The 18,149-nt window shown below is 70.8% G+C and carries 17 protein-coding genes; 12 read left to right on the top strand and 5 right to left on the bottom strand.

Translation table 11 applies throughout. From position 1 onward, the window contains the following. The first annotated feature begins 74 nt into the window (after positions 1–74). From D7W81_RS09505 to D7W81_RS09495, 3 genes are all read left to right on the top strand, one after another. Positions 75–473, top strand: a complete 399-nt coding sequence (locus D7W81_RS09505; RefSeq protein WP_120555018.1) for a BlaI/MecI/CopY family transcriptional regulator — start codon at positions 75–77, stop codon at positions 471–473. After that, entirely contained in the window at positions 470–2,062 is a 1,593-nt protein-coding gene (locus tag D7W81_RS09500; RefSeq protein ID WP_120555017.1) for a M56 and MltD domain-containing protein, read from the top strand. Before D7W81_RS09505 ends, D7W81_RS09500 begins: the two co-directional genes overlap by 4 nt. A 96-nt stretch (positions 2,063–2,158) precedes the next feature. Then, complete coding sequence (locus tag D7W81_RS09495; RefSeq protein ID WP_120555016.1) at positions 2,159–2,959, top strand: hypothetical protein; 801 nt, start codon at positions 2,159–2,161, stop codon at positions 2,957–2,959. Positions 2,960–3,037: 78 nt separating this feature from the next. Here D7W81_RS09495 and D7W81_RS09490 read toward each other — a convergent pair whose 3' ends face one another. From D7W81_RS09490 to D7W81_RS42290, 3 genes are all read right to left on the bottom strand, one after another. After that, on the bottom strand, positions 3,038–5,860 hold the full coding sequence (locus D7W81_RS09490; protein WP_120555015.1) for an AAA family ATPase: 2,823 nt from the start codon (positions 5,858–5,860) through the stop codon (positions 3,038–3,040). A gap of 89 nt (positions 5,861–5,949) precedes the next feature. Continuing rightward, positions 5,950–6,492 carry an HNH endonuclease gene (locus D7W81_RS09485; protein ID WP_120555014.1) on the bottom strand — a complete coding sequence of 181 codons (543 nt, stop codon included), beginning with the start codon at positions 6,490–6,492 and terminating at the stop codon, positions 5,950–5,952. A gap of 203 nt (positions 6,493–6,695) precedes the next feature. Then, a complete protein-coding gene (locus D7W81_RS42290) occupies positions 6,696–6,851 on the bottom strand; it encodes a hypothetical protein (protein ID WP_158621508.1) in 156 nt (51 codons plus the stop codon). Positions 6,852–6,934: 83 nt separating this feature from the next. On the opposite strand from D7W81_RS42290, the gene D7W81_RS09480 reads away from it, so the two are divergent. Continuing rightward, positions 6,935–7,906, top strand: coding sequence for a quinone oxidoreductase family protein (locus D7W81_RS09480; protein ID WP_120555013.1), 972 nt, complete (start codon positions 6,935–6,937; stop codon positions 7,904–7,906). Between the two features lie 45 nt (positions 7,907–7,951). Continuing rightward, on the top strand, positions 7,952–8,449 hold the full coding sequence (locus D7W81_RS09475; protein ID WP_120555012.1) for a MarR family winged helix-turn-helix transcriptional regulator: 498 nt from the start codon (positions 7,952–7,954) through the stop codon (positions 8,447–8,449). Positions 8,450–8,461: 12 nt separating this feature from the next. Here the strand turns inward: D7W81_RS09475 and D7W81_RS09470 are convergent, their stop codons facing one another. Beyond that, complete coding sequence (locus D7W81_RS09470) at positions 8,462–10,411, bottom strand: S9 family peptidase (protein WP_120555011.1); 1,950 nt, start codon at positions 10,409–10,411, stop codon at positions 8,462–8,464. Between the two features lie 145 nt (positions 10,412–10,556). On the opposite strand from D7W81_RS09470, the gene D7W81_RS09465 reads away from it, so the two are divergent. Next, on the top strand, positions 10,557–11,009 hold the full coding sequence (locus tag D7W81_RS09465; RefSeq protein ID WP_120555010.1) for a GFA family protein: 453 nt from the start codon (positions 10,557–10,559) through the stop codon (positions 11,007–11,009). A 3-nt stretch (positions 11,010–11,012) separates the two neighbouring features. On the opposite strand, the gene D7W81_RS09460 is transcribed toward D7W81_RS09465, so the two are convergent. Next, positions 11,013–12,668 (bottom strand): FAD-binding dehydrogenase, encoded by a 1,656-nt coding sequence (locus D7W81_RS09460; protein WP_120555009.1) that lies wholly within the window; start codon positions 12,666–12,668, stop codon positions 11,013–11,015. 123 nt (positions 12,669–12,791) lie between these two features. On the opposite strand from D7W81_RS09460, the gene D7W81_RS09455 reads away from it, so the two are divergent. The 6 genes from D7W81_RS09455 to D7W81_RS09430 all read left to right on the top strand — a co-directional run bounded on the left by D7W81_RS09455 (position 12,792) and on the right by D7W81_RS09430 (position 18,112). Then, entirely contained in the window at positions 12,792–13,463 is a 672-nt protein-coding gene (locus D7W81_RS09455) for a class I SAM-dependent methyltransferase (protein WP_158621506.1), read from the top strand. Positions 13,464–13,471: 8 nt separating this feature from the next. Then, positions 13,472–14,056, top strand: coding sequence for a DNA-3-methyladenine glycosylase I (locus D7W81_RS09450; RefSeq protein ID WP_244227090.1), 585 nt, complete (start codon positions 13,472–13,474; stop codon positions 14,054–14,056). A gap of 60 nt (positions 14,057–14,116) precedes the next feature. After that, the gene (locus D7W81_RS09445; protein ID WP_120555007.1) at positions 14,117–15,583 is read left to right on the top strand and encodes an alpha/beta hydrolase; all 1,467 of its coding nucleotides are present in this window, start codon (positions 14,117–14,119) and stop codon (positions 15,581–15,583) included. Between the two features lie 50 nt (positions 15,584–15,633). Beyond that, positions 15,634–16,020, top strand: a complete 387-nt coding sequence (locus D7W81_RS09440; protein ID WP_120555006.1) for a VOC family protein — start codon at positions 15,634–15,636, stop codon at positions 16,018–16,020. A 97-nt stretch (positions 16,021–16,117) separates the two neighbouring features. Then, the gene (locus tag D7W81_RS42950; RefSeq protein ID WP_208721230.1) at positions 16,118–17,698 is read left to right on the top strand and encodes a hypothetical protein; all 1,581 of its coding nucleotides are present in this window, start codon (positions 16,118–16,120) and stop codon (positions 17,696–17,698) included. Between the two features lie 3 nt (positions 17,699–17,701). Then, positions 17,702–18,112, top strand: a complete 411-nt coding sequence (locus D7W81_RS09430) for a hypothetical protein (protein WP_120555005.1) — start codon at positions 17,702–17,704, stop codon at positions 18,110–18,112. Positions 18,113–18,149 lie beyond the last annotated feature (37 nt).

Here is an 18,149-nt window from a genome sequence, read left to right as displayed (position 1 = left end):
GCTTGACGGACTCAAACTAAAGGCTTAGTTGTATTGGAACTAAGGCTTTAGTTCGAAGCCGGGGAGGCCGTGCCGTGAGCAAGTCGCCGTCCGCCGAGGAGTCCAAGCCGCTCACGCCGGTGGAGCTGGAGCTGATGCAGCTGGTGTGGAGGATGGGGGAGGTGAGCGTGGCGGACGTGCTCGCGGCGCTGCCGCCGGAGCGCAAGCTGGCCTACACGTCGGTGTCCACGGTGCTGCGCATCCTGGAGCAGAAGGGCGTGGTGCACAGCCGCAAGGAGGGACGGGGGCACCTGTACTCGGCGCGGCTGTCGCGCGAGGCCTACGAGGCCCAGAGCGTGCGCCACCTGGTGGCGACGGTGTTCGACGGGACGCCTTCGTCGCTCGTGGCGCGGCTGGTGGAGGCGGTGCCGCTGTCGGCGGAGGAGGTGGAGCAGATCCGCAAGCTGCTGGGCCGCAAGGGAGGCCGGGGATGAGCGCCACGTTCCGGGACGTGCTGGCCGCGTACCTCACGGCGGCGGCGCTGGTGGCGGTGGGCTTCGGGCTCCTGCGCGCGGTGCTGGCGCTGGGGATGGAGCGGAGGCTGGCCGCGCGGCAGACGCTGCGCGTGGGGCGGGTGACGCTGGGGCTGGCGGTGCTGTTGCCATTCGTGGCGCTCGCGGTGCGCGAGTGGATGCCGTCGGCGCCGCTCTTCACGGTCGAGCGTTCGTTGATGAGCTACGCCGCGCCGCTGGCGCCTGTCGAAGCGCGGCCCGTGCGCGGCGCCGTGCCGGGGGCGCCGGCTTCGGACACGGGGCTGCCGGGAGCGTTGCTCGGAATGGGGTTGTTGGGCGTGGGGGCGCTGGGGGGCCTGGCGTGGAACCTGCGCCGGTACGCGCGCTTGTGGCGGAAGCTGGAGTCGCTGCCCGTGCTTCGCCGCGTGGGCCGGGTGCGCGTGGTGCTGGGCGACGCGGAGGAAGGGGCGTTCTCCGTGTGGTTCCCCGGTGGTGGCGCGTGGGTGGTGGTGCCCGCCGCGGTGCTGGAGGACGCGGAGGCGCTCCGGCTCACGGTGCGGCACGAGCTGCAACACCACCGGCAGCGGGACACGGTGCTCGCGTACGCGCGGCTGGGGTTCGACAGCGCCTTCTTCTGGAATCCGTTCGCCCGGGCGTTCTCGCGGTGGTTGGCGGAGCGTCAGGAGCTGGCCTGTGACGAGGCGCTCGTCACCGTGAAGCACGTGTCCGCGGATGCGTATGCGCGGTGCCTGTTGCAGGCGTCGCTGCGGGTCCCGGGTTCTTTCTCTCTTCCCGCCGGTGTCACCGGCATGTCCCACCCCACCGTCAGGAGGATCCACATGTTGTTCCAACCCCGTCCCCGCAGCTCTGTTCGCACCCTGGGTCTGTCGTTGTCGCTGGCGTTGGTGCTCGCGCCGCTGGCGTTGTGGGCCCAGGGCACGGCGCGGGGGCGCACGGTGTCGATGGCGGAGGCGCGCTCGCTGGCGGAAGCCGGGCAGAAGGAGGGGAACCTGCCCGTGGTGGTGGATGCCGCCGTGCTGGAGCAGTTGAACAAGTTCGTCACCACGCAGAAGGGCCGCGACTTCATGCGCAAGGCGCTGGCGAACCTCCAGTCGCACCGCGAGGCGATGACGGGCACGCTGCGCTCACGCTCCCTGCCGGAGGAGCTGGTCGCGGTGGCGATGGTGGAGTCGGCGGTGAGCAACCTGCAGGAGACGTCCCGTGAGCCGTCGATGGCGCCGGGGCAGCGGGGGGCGGGCGTGTGGATGTTCATCCCGGAGACTGCGCGCCGCTACGGCTTGAAGGTGGAGGCGGGGCGCGACGAGCGGCTGGACGTGGCGCGTGAGACGGAGGCCGCCGCGGCCCTCTTCCAGGCGCTGTATGCGCGCTACGGCGACTGGCGGCTGGCGCTCGCGGCGTACAACCAGGGCGAGGGCGTGGTGGACCGCGTCATCGCGGAGACCGGCGTGCGCGACGTGAGCGAGCTGGTGCGCACCGGCAAGCTCAATGGCTATACCGCCACGGTGCAGGCCGGGGTGCTGCTGCTGCGCAACCCGCGGCTGCTCGACTGAGCCCGGGGAATGTCCCGGCCGCCCCTGGGTTCGGATGCGCGCCACCCTGCTTTCGCGCGAGGATGGCGGCGCTCGGTGCCAGGGGTGGGAAACGCCATGAAGATCGTCGCGCTCGTTCGTCCCGCAGGTGAGGTTCCAGAAGCAGCCCAGGTGCTCGCCGCCGCGGCGGGCATGGCCCCGGCGGAGGCACGCATGCGGCTGGCCCCGGAGCCTCCCGCCCTGCTCGCACGCCTGGCTCCTGATGCAGCGGATGCGCTGGTGAAGACCCTTCAGGACGCGGGGCTCGCGGCGCTCGCCATCGACGAGTCGGAGGTCGCGGAGCGTGTCACGGCACGCACCGTGACGTTCGGTGCCGCGCAGGCGACGTTCACGCCTCGCGCGGGCACGCCGCTATCCATGGCCTGGGAGGACGTGACGGTCATCCTCCGGGGCGCTTCGTCCCTTCGCACGCAGAGCGAGCACACGGAGAAGACGACGAAGGTGGCGCTGGGCGCGGCCCTCGTCACGGGCGGCCTGAAGATGACGAAGACGGCGGAGAAGAGCGTGCGTGGTTCCTCGGAGGAGACGTCGCAGGCCGTCTTTGTCTTCGACCGTGACGGACGGGGCGCCGTGCTGCCGGAGGTGGGCTTCGACTTCTCCTGCCTGGGACCCGCGATGCAGCCGTCGCGCACCGCGAACATGGTGACGCTGGCGCGACTGCTGCGTGAGAGCGCCCCGGCCGCCTACTACGACGAGCGGCTGTTGCGGCTGGGGCGCCGCCCCCTTCCGTTCGTGCTGGGCGGGGCCGTGCAGGTGGTCAGCGGCACGACGTCCCATTCTCGCATCAACACCGCGCAGGGACTGGACGTGCTCGCGGAGGCCATGCGCCTGGGCGTGGCACGCGGCTACCTGCCCTGACCTTGCATGCGCGGCGAGGGGGCCTCGCGCCGCGCGCCGGGGGCTCCGCGCGCGAGGAGCGCTTCCCCTCCAGCCGGCTCAGGAGAGCGGGGTGGAGGACTCCGGCGGCGACCGGGAGATCCACGCGGCGATGAACACGTCCAGTTCGCCGCGCATCACGTCCTTCACTCGCGGGGTGCCGGCGCCCGTGCGCGGGTCCTCCACGCGCGCGCCACGGCCCAGGAAGTAGCGGCGGGCCTCGTCGGTGCTGGCGCCCTGGCCGGCGACGACGCGCGCGGCGATGCCCTTGAGCTCGTCCAGCTCCCCGGCGCCAATGAGCGTGAGCACGCGGCCCGTGGCTTCGTCCTTCGCGGTGACTTCGTTGCGCACGCGCTGGAGGTACTCCCCCTCGCGGCTCTTCACCGGCCGGCCCTCCAGCACCAGCAGCTCCCGCTCCACCTCCTCCAGCGGTCCGCCCCGGTGCACGCGCACGTACGCGCGCTGACGCTTCTCGTCCTCCAGGCGGCGGTGCAGCCCCGTCTCGCCCGCGAGGAAGCCGTACGCGCCCGGCCCGGCGATGCGCACCACCACGCGCGTGGGGGCATCCGCCTCCGCGACGGCGGTGGCCTCGTAGCCCCGGCGCTGTGCCCAGCCCAGGTACATGGTGGCCAGCTCCTGCACCCACGCGTCCTGGAGTTCCGACGTGTCGCTGGCGCAGATGTCCACCAGCGCCTCGTTGTCCAACGGCGTGGCGCCCGATGCTCGCAGCGCTTCCGCCATCTGGACCTCGCGCGCGACCTCCTCCACCTGCTTCGCGGCGGAGCCGAGCTGCACCTCGTTCTTCGCCTCGCGCACCAGCCGCCGCCCGAACTGGCATGCGGCCTCCAGGCGGTCCAGCTCTCCCAGCTGCGCCTCCACCGTGCGGAAGGCACGGATGACGTCCGCCGCTCGCAGCGGGTCGTCCCAGAGGTTGGGCGCCTGCGTCTCCGCGAGCAGCGCGGCGCGGCGCTCCTCCAGCTCCGGCCGTCCCGTGGACACCGCGAGCGAGCGGGCGCGGCCCACCAGCCGGTCCATCTCAATCAGCAGCGACTTGCGGTCCAACCGGCGCTTCACCGCCGCGGCCTTCGGCGTGGGCAAGAGCAGCTGCGCCGTCACCTCGCGGGGAGGTGGCACCGGCTCCGCGACCGCGACCACGCGGCCTCCGGGACGGGACTCCACGCGCACGGGCGTGCCGGGCGGCAGCGGCCTGCGGGCAATCTCCACCGCGAGCGCCGCGGTGAGCGTCTTCTCGATTTCACGCTGCAGGTAGCGCGCGCCGAACTGCGGCGAATAGCCACGCTCCACCAGCCGGTCCACCACCTCCGGTGTCACTTCCACGTCCAGGGCGCGGGCGCGGATGCCCTCGCGCTCCAGCACACGGCCCACCTCGCGCTGGGCAATCTTGCGGATGTCCACGCGCGACAGCGGACGGAAGTGGCAGATGGCGTCGAAGCGGTTGAGGAACTCCGGACGGAAGGCCTCCGCGATGCGGCGGTCCACCTCCGACACCTGCTCCTCCGCGCGCTTGTGCGCGGCGAAGCCCAGGCCCGCCTCGCGGTACACCTCCGAGCCCACGTTGGACGTGGCCACGATGAGCGTGTTGTTGCACGACACCGCTTCGCCCGCGCCGTTGACGAAGGTGCCCTCGTCGAAGAGCTGGAGGAACCGGTCGTGCACGCTGCGCGCGGCCTTCTCGAACTCGTCCAGCAGCAGCACGGTGAACACCTTGCCGTCGAGCAGCGCGGACAGCTCCCCGCGCCGCGTCTCCAGCGCGGGTGCCCACGACGCGCCGAAGGGGACGCTCTCATCGCCGTCGTTGGGGTAGTCCGCCATGTTGAGGCGCACCAGCCTGTCCGCGGATCCGAAGAGGTACTCCGCCAGCAGCTTCGCCAGCTGCGTCTTGCCCACGCCCGTGGGTCCGGCGAAGAGGAACACGCCCAGGGGGCGGCGCGGGTCGTTGAGCCCCGCCTTGAGCAGCGCCACCGAGCGCAGCACCGCGGCCACCGCGTCCATCTGGCCGAGCAGCCGCTCCCCGAAGAAGCGCTCCGTCTCCTCCAGGTCCAGCGGCATCGCGTCGTCCACGACGAAGCGGGGCAGGCGCGTGGCGGCGCAGAAGCGGGTGAGCACGTCCTCCGGCCCCACGTGGTCGCGCGCCACGCCCGCGGCCTCCGCCGCCGTCTCCTTGAGCAGCTCAATCGCCTTGCGCGGCATGTGCTGCGCCAGGAGGAACTTCGCGGACAGGCGCAGCGCCAGGTCGCACGCGGCCGGGTCGATGGGCAGCCGCAGCTCGCGCTCCAGCTCCTCCGCCACGCGGCCGACAATCCAGCGCGCCTTCTCCAGCGGCGGCTCGTGGAGGGGCAGCAGGTGGAGCCGTTCGGCCAGGGCCTCGTCGGCGCGCAGCAGTTCCTGCACGCGCTTGGGTTCGGTCTCGAAGATGAAGCGCAGGCCGCCGGTGCGCAGCGCGCGCACGGCCACCGGGGCCAGGGGGCCGCCCAGGGCCACCGGCAGGTCGCGGATGTAGACGATGGGGCAGGGGTGGCGGCCCAGGTGGATGAGCAGCTCCTCGAAGGACTCCGCGGCCTGGCGCTGGGTGCTGCGCGCCAGGATGTTCGCGACGGACACCTCCACGAGCCGCGCATGGGCCAGGTCCCCGTCCACGCGCCCTTCTGCGATGCGGCGGGCCACCTCCTGCACGAGCGCGCTCTTGCCCACGCCGGGCTCGCCCGCCAGCAGCGGGTGCTTGCCTCCGCGCGCCAGCAGCCCCAGCACCTCCGTCACGGCGGTGTCCACGCCGTGGGCGGCGGGCAGCTTGCCCTCGCGCGCCATCGCGGTGAGGTCGCGGTCGATGAGCCGCTCCTGGTCTTCGTTCTTCCTCGTCGCCATGGTGTGGTCCGGAACGCCCCCTCGACGTGCGGCACTCTAACCGTTGCGGCGCGGAAGCGAAGTCCCGGCCCATTCCGCGGGCCGTGACCTCACGCTTCCAGCTCCGTGTGCCAGTAGGCCACGTCCCTCAGGAACTTGCGCCAGGACAGGGGCAGGCCCTTCTCCACGAGGAACGAAACGACCAGGGCGTCCGGCAGCCGCTTCGGCTTCGCGGGCACGGTGCGCAGCGTCATGCGCGCCTGGGCCGGGGTGCGGTTGCCCTTCTTCTGATTGCAGGGCACGCAGGCGATGACGATGTTCTCCCAGCTGGTGCGGCCACCCTGCGCGCGCGGCAGGACGTGGTCGTACGTCGCCTCCGGACGGGTCACCTTGTGGCCGCAGTACTGGCAGCGGCACTGGTCGCGCTGGTAGACGTTCTCGCGGCTGAAGCGCACGCCGCGCGGGCCCTTCCACAGAGCGCGCACGAAGCGGATGACGGACGGCATGCGCAGCTCCACCGTCACCGAGCGGATGACGCGGTCCTCGTACTCCTCGACGACCTCCACCTTGCCCTGCACGAGCAGCATGACGGCGCGTTGCCAGGGGATGCGTGCGACAGGTTCATAGGACTGGCTCAGCACCAGCGTTTCCATGACACGGGGCCTTTCGGGCGGGACAGGCCGCCAGGGAGTCGAACCCTGCTCGCCCGGATTTGGAGTCCAGACGGCACCCGGTGCGCGGCCTATGGGTGGACAGCGGAAGGTGAGCGGAGCCTGGACGTGAAGAAGGCCGGGTCCCCGTGAAGGGAGCCCGGCCTTCGAGGGCCATGCCGCGTCGGGGACGGGGCAGGGCGCCTTCAGGAGCCGGGCGAGGCGAGGCGAAAGGACGCGAAGTCCTGCCAGCGGCACGTGGAAGGAGCGGCCGCCGGGCTGGGACGCGAGGCCGCGTCGATGCCGTGACCGGAAGGGTTCAGGTGCTTGAGGTTCATCGGGGACTGCTTCGCCTGGCGCATCGGGACCGCTCCTTTCGCTCCCAGCGACGGCGGCGGAAATTCAGTCCTGACAGGCAAGCAGGGCGGACGTTAGGACTCCGCGCATGAAAGCCATCCGCTACCACCAGCTGGGAGGGCCGGAGGTCCTCCGTTGGGAGGACGCGCCAGAGCCCGTGCCCGGGCCGGGTGAAGTCCTCTTGCGGGTCCATGCCGCGGGCGTGAACTTCGCGGACACCGAGCGCCGCCGGGGGCTGTACGACGCCCAGGTGCCCCTGCCGCGCATCCTGGGCAGCGAGGCCGCGGGCGTGGTGCGCGCGGTGGGCCCGGGCGTGGACGCGGCGTGGGTGGGCCGCCGCGTGGTCGCCCTGACGAAGGAGGCCTACGCGGAGGCGGCGCTCGCGCCGGTGGAGGAGCTGCTGGTGTTGCCGCCGGAGGTGTCGTTCGCGGAGGCCGCCGCGCTGCTGGTGCAGGGGCTGACGGCGTACCACGTGGTGCACACCGTGGGGCGCGTGGAGGCGGGGCAGACGGTGCTCGTCCACGCGGCGGCTGGAGGCGTGGGGCTGCTCGCGGTGCAGCTCGCGAAGGCGGCGGGCGCGCGGGTCATCGGCACGGTGTCCGGCGAGGCGAAGGCGAAGCTCGCGCGGGACGTGGGCGCGGACGCGGTCATCCGCTACGACCAGGAGGACGTCGCCGCGAGCGTGCGCGAGCTGACGCAGGGGCGCGGCGTGGAGCGCGTGCTGGACTCCGTGGGCGCGAGCACCTGGAAGGCCAGCATGGACGCGCTGGCGCCCTTCGGCCATCTGGTGAGCTACGGCAACGCCAGCGGCCATCCTCCGCACGTGGAGGTGGAGTCGCTCTACGCGAAGTCGCTCACCGTGGGGGCCTACTGGCTGCGCACCCCCACGCCTCCGGACGTGCAGCGCCGTGCACGTGAGGCGCTGCTGGCGGAGGTCGTGGCGAAGCGCCTGCGCATCGTGGTGGGCCTGGCGCTGCCGCTGTCCCGCGCCGAGGAGGCCCACCGGCAGCTGGAGGGGCGCAACACGGTGGGCAAGGTCGTGCTGACAGGCGTGGAGTGAGGCCGTTCGAATGGCCGCCCCGCCCGCCTATACTTCCCCACCGCGATGTCCCAAGACGACCTCCAGCGCACCCCGTGCAACTGTCTGGCGCTGCGGCAGGCCAGCCGCCACGTCACGCAGTTCTATGATCAGGTGCTCGCGCCCAGCGGCATCCGGACAACGCAGTACTCCATCCTCCAGCGCGTCCAGGCCCAGGGACCGCTGACCGTGAACGCGCTGGCGGAGCAGCTCGTCATGGACCCCTCCACGCTCACCCACAACCTCCGGCCCCTGTTGAAGGACGGCTTCGTGGTGCTGGAGGTGGGCCGCACCGACCGGCGTCAGCGCGCCGTCGCCATCACCCCGGAAGGGCAGGGCGTCTACCGCAAGGCCCGGCCCCTCTGGCTGCGCGCCCAGGCCGACTTCGAGCGCGCCGTGGGCGACACCCAGGCCTCCGCGCTGCGCGACCTGCTGGCCGCCGTCGCGCGAACCGGCCTGGGCGAAGCGGAGGCGGCGACGGAGGCCCCTCCCGCTCCCAGGGCCCCCTCGCGCCGCCGCCGCTGAGCGCTCACGCCCTCAGGGCTTGGGGGCCGTCGCGGTGGCGGGCTTGAGGTGGCGGTTGAGGAACTCCAGGGTGCGCCGGTCCACCTCCGCCTCGTTCTTCTTCTTCTTGAAGCCGTGGCCCTCGTCGGGGAGCAGCAGGTACTCCACGGGGACGCCGTTCTTCTTCACCGCCGCGACGATGTCGTCCGACTCCGCCTGGAGGACGCGCGGGTCGTTGGCGCCCTGGACCACGAACAACGGCTTCTTGATCTTGTCCGCGTGGAAGAGGGGGGAGATCTCCTTGAGCATCGCCTCCTGCTTCTCCGGGTCGCCTATCTCCTGCATCATGGCCTGACGGAAGGCGCCCCACTCGGGCGGCATGCTCTTGAGCGTGCGCAGCCAGTTGGACACGCCGAAGACGTCCACGCCCACGTCGAAGGCGTCCGGGTGGAAGGCGAGCGCCGCCAGCACCATGTAGCCGCCGTAGCTGCCGCCGAGGATGGCCACGCGAGAGCCGTCCACGTACGGCAGGCTGGCCAGGTACTTGCGCGCCTCCACGCAGTCGCGCAGCGGATCCTTGCCGTGCTTCTGGTCGTCCGCCTTGAAGAACGCCTTGCCGTAGCCCGCGCTGCCCCGGTTGTTGATGCCCAGCACCACGTAGCCGTGGTTCACCAGGTACTGGACGAAGTCGTTGTAGCCCCGGGTCGTCTCTCCGCCCGGGCCGCCGTGCACGTAGACGATGGCGGGCGCCTTGTTCTGCGCCGTGGCCTGGTGCGGCTTGAAGAGCAGGTTGGGGATCTCCATCCCGTCGAAGGACTTGAAGCGCACCACCTGCGCTTCCACCAGATCCTCGGAGTCGAGCTCGCGGCTCATCGTGTCCGTCACGCGCGTGGTCTTCTTCGTGGCCAGGTCCTGGACGTAGAGGTTCGCGGAGGAGCGGTCCGTCTCCAGCAGGACCGCCAGCTGCTTCTCGTCACGGGAGAAGATGGCTTCGGAGATCATCCCGGCGGGGAGCTGCGTCAGCGGAACCTGCGTCCCGGCCTTGACGTCGTGCAGGCGCACCTCGATGCCGGCGTTCACGTTGATGAGGGAGACGCGGAACGCCCCCGAGCGCGAGAATTCGGTGGCGATGATGTCCCAGTCCGCCTTCTCCACCTCCTCCCACTTGCCGGCCTCCTTCGCCGGGCGCACCACGCGGGCGAACTCCGAGCCGTCGTCCGTGATGACGTACAGCTCCCCGGTGACGGGGTGGATGTCCCCCACGCGGTAGCTGGCCGTGCCCGTGTGGGGCGTGAGGTTCTTCAGCGTCTTCGTCGCGACGTCGTAGCGCCACACGTTGCCGTCCGACGTGGTGACCGCCTCCTCCAGCGCCACCCAGCTCTCGTCCGGGGCCACGCCAGCGACGCCGAACCCCTTGTCGTTCTGGGCCAGCAGCGTGCGCGCGTACGTCTTCGCGTCATGGCGGTACACGTCCATGGCGCCCGGGTCGCGCTCGTTGGTGGTGATGTAGAACGCGCTGTCGTCCCGGCTGAAGCCCAGGAAGTGGGCGACGCCCTTCTTCATGGGCGTGAGGTCCTTCTCCTTGCCGTCCGGCGTGCGCACGAAGACGTGCGTCTGCTCATCGCCGCCCTTGTCGCGCTCGAAGAGGAAGCGGTTGTCGCGCGGGAAGACGCCGACGACGCGGATGCTGTCCGTCTTCGAGCGCGTCAGCGCGGTGGGCTTGCCCCCGCCCACCGGCACGCTGTGGACGTTGAAGATGCCGGACGCGTTCGACGAGAAGAGCAGCTGCTTGCCGTCCGAGGTGAAGACCGGGGCCATGACCACCGTGGACCCCATGAACTGCTCCACCGAGTACTGCTTCGACGGCCGGGTCACGGCCGGGGCCGGCTTCGCGGCGGGCACGGCGGCGGGCGGCGCGGCCCCCAGCAGGGGCAGGAGCAGCGTGGGCGCGAGGAGACGGGACAGGGACTTCCAGACGTGCATGCGGCCTCCGGAAACGGTGGACAGGGGAACTCTGGCGCAGGCCTCCCGGGGTTCAACAGCGGAAGGCGACAAACCTGACATAAGGCTGTCACGGCCCGGGGCGACATTGATTGCGTTCCCTCAACGCGGCACCGGAGAAATCGCCATGACCCAGACCGACACCCAGCTGAAGACCCCTGCCCAGCGCGGCCTGCACACCTACGCGGGCGGCTGCCTGTGTGGCGCCGTGCGTTACGAGGCCACCGTGGACCTGGCGGGCGTGACCCGCTGCAACTGCACCATCTGCATGAAGTACGGCTACGGCGGCGGCGCGGGGATGAAGCCGGACGCCTTCCGGCTCCTGAAGGGCCAGGAGGCCCTCAAGAAGTACGGGCGCGACGGCAGCCCCAACACCCGCAGCTTCTGCGGGCGCTGCGGTGTCGTGTGCTTCGGCGATGGCGACGTCCCGGAGCTGGGTGGGAAGTTCGTCTCCATCTACGTCAACACGCTGGATGACGTGGACCCGTCGCTGCTCACCTTCGGGTACTGGGACGGCCGGCACGACAACTGGGCGGCGGGGATGCGCCCCACGCCGTGGCCCTTCCAGGCCACGGCTTGAGGCCTACACGCTTCCCGCGGCGGCCCGTCCCGCCGCGCGGCCGGAGAAGATGCAGCCGCCCAGGAACGTGCCTTCCAGGGCGCGGTAGCCGTGGACGCCACCGCCTCCGAAGCCGGCCACCTCGCCCGCCGCGTAGAGCCCGGGGATGGTCTGTCCCCGGGCGTTGAAGACGCGGCCCTGGAGGTCGGTCTCGAAGCCGCCCAGCGTCTTGCGCGTGAGGATGTTCAGCTTCACGCCGATGAGCGGCCCCGCCTTGGGGTCCAGGATGCGGTGGAGCTTCGCGGTGCGCACCAGCTTGTCGCCCCGGTAGTTGCGCGCCTGTCGGATGGCGGCCAGCTGCAGGTCCTTGCTGAAGGGGTTGTCCATCTGCAGGTCGCGGGCCTTCACCTCCCGCTCCACCGTGGCGAAGTCCAGGAGCGGGGTGTCCGTCTTCGCGTTCATCCCGGCGACCAGGTCGCGCAGGTTGTTGGAGACGACGAAGTCCTCGCCCTTCTCCTTGAAGGCCTCCACCGGGCCCATGGCCTTCTTGCCCACGGCGCGGTTGAGCACGCCCAGCCAGTCCTTGCCGGTGAGGTCCGGGTTCTGCTCCGAACCGGAGAGCGCGAACTCCTTCTTGATGATCCACTGGTTGAGGATGAACCAGGTGTGCTCGTGGCCCGTCTTCGCGATGTGCTCCAGCGTGCCCAGCGTGTCGAAGCCGGGGAACAGCGGCGGCGGCAGGCGCTTGCCGGTGGCGTCCAGCCACAGCGAGCTGGGGCCCGGCAGGATGCGGATGCCGTGCCGGGGCCAGATGGGGCTCCAGTTGCGCAGGCCCTCCGTGTAGTGCCACATGCGGTCGCGGTTGATGAGCCGTCCGCCCACGGCCTCCGTGATGGCGATCATCCGGCCGTCCACGTGGTCGGGGACGCCTTGGATCATGAACTTCGGCGCGGGGCCCATGCGCTGGGGCCAGGCCTTGCGGACCAGCTCGTGGTTGCCGCCAATGCCGCCGGACGTGACGATGACCGCGCTCGCGCGCAGCTCGAAGTCGCCCACCGTCACGCGCGAGCTGCTGGCGCCGCGCGGGACGTCCGTGGCCTCCAGCCGCATGCCGCGCACGCCCACCACCGCGCCGTTCTGCGTGAGCAGCTCGTCCACGCGGTGGCGGAAGTAGAAGGTGAGGGCGCCCTTGGCCTCGGCGGCCTTGGCCCGGCGCACGAAGGGCTCCAGCACGCCGGGGCCGGTGCCCCAGGTGACGTGGAAGCGGGGGACGGAGTTGCCGTGGCCCACGGCGCCGTAGCCGCCGCGCTCCGCCCAGCCCACCACGGGGAACCAGCTCATGCCCTGCTGGACGAGCCAGGGGCGCATCTCGCCCGCGGCGAAGGCGACGAAGGCCTCCGCCCACTGGCGCGGCCAGTGGTCCTCCTCGCGGTCGAAGCCCGCGGTGCCCAGCCAGTCCACCAGCGCGAGCTCGTGCGAGTCCTTGATGCCCATGCGCCGCTGCTCGGGCGAGTCCACGAGGAACAGGCCGCCGAACGACCAGAACGCCTGGCCGCCCAGGTTCTGCGGCCCCTCCTGGTCCACCACGGCGACGCGCTTGCCCGCGTCCGCGAGCTCCGTCGCGGCGACAAGCCCGGCGAGCCCTCCGCCCACGACGATGACATCCACTTCCTGTCCCATGCCGTGCCTCCCGGTCGCACCTGGCGCGCGGATGATAGCCGGGTCCTTCACCTGCGCATCCCAATGGTTCGAAAGGTAGACTCCCCACGCATGAAGCCAGGAGCAAGAGACAGCGCGGGACCGATGGGCCACGACGCCGCCGCCTACGCGCAGCGTCAGGAGGGGCTGTCCCCGGAGCCGCTGCGGGACGCGGCCTGGAGCGTGGCGGGGCAGCGGGCGTCTGGCGTGGTGCTGGACGTGGGCTCGGGCAGTGGCGGGTGGATCCGCCGGCTGCGACAGAACGCGGCCGTCGAGCGCATCCTCAGCACGGACATCCACGACGCGGGCGCCAGCCGCCTGCCGGGCGTGGAGTTCCAGCAGCGCGACGTGTCCCGGGACGCACTGCCGTGGGGCGACGCGTCGGTGGACTGGGTGTTCGCCATCGAGGTGCTGGAGCACCTGGCCAACCCGCGCCACTTCGTGAAGGAGGCCTTCCGGGTGCTCAAGCCCGGAGGCCACCTCTTCTTCACCACGCCCAACAACGACAGCCTGACGGCGCGGCTGTCCTTCCTGGTCCGGGGCTACTTCCCCGCGTTCTGCGAAGCGGACTACCGGGACTCGGGGCACATCACCCCCATCACGGAGCTGGACGCGCGGCGCATGGCGGTGGAGGCGGGCTTCCAGTCCATCGACTTCGACTATCCGCTGCCCGGGCGGATTCCCCGCAGCAGCGTGTACTGGCAGCGGTTCGTGCCCGGGCTGCGCGGCCGGTTGTGGAGCGACGGCCTGTTCGCGCTGCTGACCCGGCCGGGTTGAAACGGTCCATGGCCATGGGAGCGCGGATGAAGCAGCGGTGTTTCTGGGCAGGCAATGATCCGCTGTATCAGACCTACCACGACGAGGAGTGGGGCGTGCCGGTGCGCGACAGCCGCGCGCTCTGGGAGATGTTGATGCTGGAGGGCTTCCAGGCGGGGCTCGCCTGGATTGTCATCCTGCGCAAGCGCGAGGCCTTCCGGAAGGCGTTCAAGGGCTTCGACCCGAAGCGGGTGGCGCGCTTCACGGAAGAAGACGTCACGCACCTGATGGCGGACGAGGGCATCGTCCGGGCGCGCGCGAAGATTGAAGCCACCATCGGCAACGCGCGCGCGTACTTGAAGATGCAGGAGGCGGGCGAGGACTTCTCCACGTTCGTCTGGGGCATGGCGGGCGGGAAGCCCCTTCGCAACACCTGGAAGGGCCGGGGCGACGTGCCGGCGAAGACGGAGCTGTCGGAGGCGTACGCGAAGGCCTTCAAGCAGCGCGGCTTCAAGTTCGTGGGGCCGGTCATCGTCTATGCGTGGATGCAGGCCACGGGCATCGTGGACGACCACACGGTGGACTGCTTCCGGCATGGCGTGCGGCACCGCTGAGCGCAGGGGACCTTCGCGGGCGGTGGACCGGGGCCGCCGGGTGCTGGTTTAACGGAACGCATGCGCTTGCCCCTCCTTGTCGCGGTGCTGTGGCTGTCGTGGGATGCCGGGGCTGAACCGGCTCCAGCGGTCCCCCGCTTCGAGCCGGGCGCCTGCGCCGTGGAGGTCGCCGCCTCGGAGCGCATCGACTGTGGCCTGCTGGTGGTGCCGGAGAACCGGCGCAAGGCGGACAGCCGCTCCATCCGCCTTCCCGTGACGGTCTTCCGCAGCCGTGCCGGGAAGCCCCTGGCGGATCCGGTGCTGTTCATGCCTGGAGGTCCGGGTCTCAGCGCGGTCGAGCGCATCACCTCCGGCAAGAACAACAAGCTGCTGGACGAGCGCGACTACATCGTCCTGGAGCAGCGCGGCGCGAAGTTCGCGCAGCCGTCGCTCCAGTGCCCGGAGATCACGAAGCTCAAGGGCGAGGAGGCCGCGGGCCGGCTGCGCGGTCCGGCGGCGGCCACCGCGCTGGCGCAGGCGGCGGGACGCTGCCGGGCAACGCTGACCGCGTCGGGCGTGGACCTGGATGGCTACACCAGCGAGGCCGCGGCGGATGACATCGAGGACCTGCGCAAGGTGCTCGGCGTGGCCCGGTGGAATCTCTACGGCGTGTCGTACAGCACGCGGCTGATGTTGACCGTGCTGCGGCGGCATCCCGCGGGCGTCCGGAGCGTCGTGCTGGATTCGGTGCTGCCACCGGAGGTGAACTTCGACGAGGTCTCCGCCACGAACGTGCTGCGCGTCCTGAATCAGGTGTTCGACGGGTGCGCGGTGGACCGCGAGTGCGGCGCCCGGTACCCCGACCTGCGCGCCCGCTTCGCGAAGCTGGTGGCGGACGCGGACCGCCGCCCCCTGAAGCTGTTCATCCGGGCGGCCGGCGGGCCGGCGGAGGTCCGGGGCGCACAGGTGGTGGAGGCCATCTACGCCGCGATGCACGAACCCATGCGGATTCCCTTCATCCCCAGGCTCATCGTGGACGCTTCCGAGGGGCGCTTCGAGACCCTGATAGGGCTGATCCGTGGCAACCAGGGACCCTCGCCCATGGCCTGGGGGCTGCGCTATTCCGTGTGGTGCGCGGAGGAGCTGCCGTTCGAGGACGCGGGGCGCATCGCCGCGCAGCTCGCGCCCGCCCTGGGGCTGGGCGGATTGAATGAGGGGACGGCTTCGCCGCAGGAGTGCCGCGCATGGAACGTCACCCCCGCGCCCGCCGTGGAGAACACGCCGGTGAAGAGCGACGTGCCGGCGCTCGTCTTCGCGGGAGAGTTCGACCCGGACACGCCTCCGGAGTGGGGCCACCGGCTGCTCGATTCGATGCCCAACGCGTACCCCGTCGACATGCGGGGCGCCAGCCACGCCGCCTCGTTCAACTCGTGCGGCGTGAGCATCGTGAAGGCCTTCCTCCAGGACCCCTCGCATCCGCCCGCCGTTGACTGCGCGCTCAAGCGGCGCGGCGCGGACTTTTCCCAGAGCGTGCGCGCCCTGCCCTGAGGCACGCTTCACGCAGGGGACTGAACCCACGAGACACCCGGAGACACGGAATGCGCATCAGCGTGACGAGCGTGATGGTGGAGGACCAGGCCAAGGCCCTGAAGTTCTACACGGAGGTCCTGGGCTTCGTGCTGAAGGTGGACGTCCCGATGGGCGGGGACCACCGGTGGCTGACCGTCGTCGCGCCGGACGCGCAGGAGGGCACGCAGCTCTTGCTGGAGCCCCTGGGCTTCGCTCCCGCGCGCGTGTACCAGAAGGCGCTGTTCGACGCGGGCATCCCGGCGGCGTCGTTCGGCGTGGACGACTGTCAGGCGGAATATGAACGCATGGTGAAACACGGCGTGGTGTTCCGCAGCAAGCCCACGGTGATGGGCCCCGTCACCATCGCCATGTTCGAGGACACCTGCGGCAACCTCATCCAGATGGCCCAGGTGTAGCGCGCCGGATATCGGCCGGTCGTCGTATGTCACCCCATGTCGGACACAGGCTATACCCTGTGTCCTGACTGTTCATGCTTCACGCAGGGGGGATGCGATGACGATGCGGATTCAACCCAAGGTTCCGCAGCAGGAGCCTCGCAAGGGGCTCGCGGCGGATGGGCAGCCGGCGGGAACGGCGCGAAACAACGCGACGCAGGGGACGCCTTCTCGCGCGCCGGAAGTGGCGGCCCGCCGGGCGGGCTTCTCCGAGCAGAGCGCGTTCGTCTCCAAGCAGCCGGATGTGACGTCCACGTTCAAGCGCGAGTTCGGCGCGATGGCGTCGGACAAGCAGAAGTTCCACGAGACGATGCGGACGGTCTACGGCGAGGGCTACGACGCCGGCAAGGCCGAGCAGTTCCGGCAGCAGGCCCTGAAGGGCGACTTCGGCTGGCTGCCCCCGGTGCGCACGGTGTCCGCGGAGACGCTGAACGGGGCCAACGGCGCCTACGACGCGGAATCCGGCACGGTGCTCCTCAATGAGTCGCTGGACCCGTCGCTGGCGGCCTCCACCTACGTGGAGGAGGCGGGCCACCACCTGGACACGAAGCTCAACACCGAGGACACCCGGGGCGACGAGGGCGAGCTGTTCCGCCGCATCCTGTCCGGCGAGAAGCTGTCCCCGACGCAGGTGTCGGACATCCGCGCGGAGAACGACAAGGGCACCATCGTCGTGGACGGCCAGGCGAAGGAGGTCGAGTTCTGGAAGCCCTTCAAGGCCATTGGCGACGCCTTCAGCGGAGCGGCCAAGGCCGTGGGCGGCGCGGTCACCTCGGCGGCGAACTGGGTGGGCGGCGCGGTCACCTCGGCGGCGAAGGCCGTGGGCGGCGCGGTCTCCTCGGCGGCCAACTGGGTGGGCAACGCGGCGAAGAGCGTCTGGAGCGGCGTGAAGACCGTGGCCACCCGCGCGGGCGACGGCATCCGGAGCATGGTCACCGGTACTGTCAGCACCGTCGTGGGCGCGTTCCGCAACATTGGAGAAGGAGCGGGGACCTTCTTCGGCGGCATCGGCAAGCTGTTCCAGGGCAAGTTCGGTGAAGGCTTCAAGCAGATGGGGCTGGGCCTGCTGAAGACGTTCGTGCAGACGCCCATGGATGCCCTCTTGATGATGGGCGGACGGGCCCTGAGCTCCATCCAGACGCTGATTGGCGTGGAGCCGCCCGCGCGCAAGCTGTCCGACAGCGAGATCTCCACGCTGAAGAGCGTCTACGGGGACTCCATCGACTACTCGCAGATGCGCATCAAGGAGGGCAACTCCGGCCTCTTCAGCACCACCGGGCGCGCGTTCACCCACGGCAACACCATCTACATCCCGCCGGAAAACATGCCCCTGACGCCGGACCTGCTGGTGCATGAGTCGGCGCACGTCTGGCAGCACCAGAACGGCGGCACGGACTACATGAGCGAGGCGCTGGTGGCCCAGCACATCGGGGACGGCTACGACTTCGAGAAGGGCCTGGACGCGGGCAAGTCCTGGAGCCAGCTCAACCCCGAGCAGCAGGCGGAGTTCCTCCAGCAGGCCCAGCTCGCCGGTTACTTCGCCAACCCCTCCGGCGGCTTCGAGTTCAACGGCAAGGACTACACGGCGCAGATCAACGCGGCCATCGCCCAGGTGCGGGCCGGCGAAGGGGCTCCGTAGGCCATGCGGTCGCCGCGCTTCGCCAGCCTGGGGTGGGCCTGGGTCCTTCTCCTCGTCCTCACCGCGTGCCGTCCGGTCCTCCAGGTGTCGCTGGTGGAGGACGCGCGGCAGCTGCCCGCTCCGCGCTTCCTCGTGGAGGACCCGGAGCACGGCGACCGTCCCCGCTACACCACGGTCCAGGTGCTGGACCGGGGAGGGGAGATGTACTGGCAGCTGCGGGCGGAACCGTACGGCGACATGGCCAGCGTGGCCTCGCTGACGTACGGCGAGGTCCCGCAGGGCTTCACCGTCCTGGATGGCCCTCGGGCGCTCCAACCCGGGGGCCGATACGCCCTGTACGTGGTGGGCAAGAACCGGGGGACTCTTCACTTCGACGTGACCGCGGAGGGCCGCGTCACCGAGGCCGACCCGTAGCGGAAGGCTCTAGCGCCCCAGGGGCTTGCGCTAGCCT

The sequence above is a fragment of the Corallococcus aberystwythensis genome, from assembly GCF_003612165.1.
GTDB lineage: Bacteria > Myxococcota > Myxococcia > Myxococcales > Myxococcaceae > Corallococcus > Corallococcus aberystwythensis.
Note: the sequence above shows the minus strand (reverse complement) of the source record. Positions and strands in the feature narration are given on the sequence as shown.

What these genes read in the sequence shown, in the direction of transcription:
- D7W81_RS09475 (WP_120555012.1), top strand. Translation starts at nt 7,952, where the DNA reads ATGTCCCAAGACGACCTCCAGCGCACCCCGTGCAACTGTCTGGCGCTG.
- D7W81_RS42290 (WP_158621508.1), bottom strand. Translation starts at nt 6,851, where the DNA reads ATGCGCCAGGCGAAGCAGTCCCCGATGAACCTCAAGCACCTGAACCCT.
- D7W81_RS09500 (WP_120555017.1), top strand. Translation starts at nt 470, where the DNA reads ATGAGCGCCACGTTCCGGGACGTGCTGGCCGCGTACCTCACGGCGGCG.
- D7W81_RS09470 (WP_120555011.1), bottom strand. Translation starts at nt 10,411, where the DNA reads ATGCACGTCTGGAAGTCCCTGTCCCGTCTCCTCGCGCCCACGCTGCTC.
- D7W81_RS09465 (WP_120555010.1), top strand. Translation starts at nt 10,557, where the DNA reads ATGACCCAGACCGACACCCAGCTGAAGACCCCTGCCCAGCGCGGCCTG.
- D7W81_RS09445 (WP_120555007.1), top strand. Translation starts at nt 14,117, where the DNA reads ATGCGCTTGCCCCTCCTTGTCGCGGTGCTGTGGCTGTCGTGGGATGCC.
- D7W81_RS09490 (WP_120555015.1), bottom strand. Translation starts at nt 5,860, where the DNA reads ATGGCGACGAGGAAGAACGAAGACCAGGAGCGGCTCATCGACCGCGAC.
- D7W81_RS09485 (WP_120555014.1), bottom strand. Translation starts at nt 6,492, where the DNA reads ATGGAAACGCTGGTGCTGAGCCAGTCCTATGAACCTGTCGCACGCATC.
- D7W81_RS09495 (WP_120555016.1), top strand. Translation starts at nt 2,159, where the DNA reads ATGAAGATCGTCGCGCTCGTTCGTCCCGCAGGTGAGGTTCCAGAAGCA.
- D7W81_RS09440 (WP_120555006.1), top strand. Translation starts at nt 15,634, where the DNA reads ATGCGCATCAGCGTGACGAGCGTGATGGTGGAGGACCAGGCCAAGGCC.
- D7W81_RS42950 (WP_208721230.1), top strand. Translation starts at nt 16,118, where the DNA reads ATGACGATGCGGATTCAACCCAAGGTTCCGCAGCAGGAGCCTCGCAAG.
- D7W81_RS09460 (WP_120555009.1), bottom strand. Translation starts at nt 12,668, where the DNA reads ATGGGACAGGAAGTGGATGTCATCGTCGTGGGCGGAGGGCTCGCCGGG.
- D7W81_RS09480 (WP_120555013.1), top strand. Translation starts at nt 6,935, where the DNA reads ATGAAAGCCATCCGCTACCACCAGCTGGGAGGGCCGGAGGTCCTCCGT.
- D7W81_RS09430 (WP_120555005.1), top strand. Translation starts at nt 17,702, where the DNA reads ATGCGGTCGCCGCGCTTCGCCAGCCTGGGGTGGGCCTGGGTCCTTCTC.
- D7W81_RS09450 (WP_244227090.1), top strand. Translation starts at nt 13,472, where the DNA reads ATGGCCATGGGAGCGCGGATGAAGCAGCGGTGTTTCTGGGCAGGCAAT.
- D7W81_RS09455 (WP_158621506.1), top strand. Translation starts at nt 12,792, where the DNA reads ATGGGCCACGACGCCGCCGCCTACGCGCAGCGTCAGGAGGGGCTGTCC.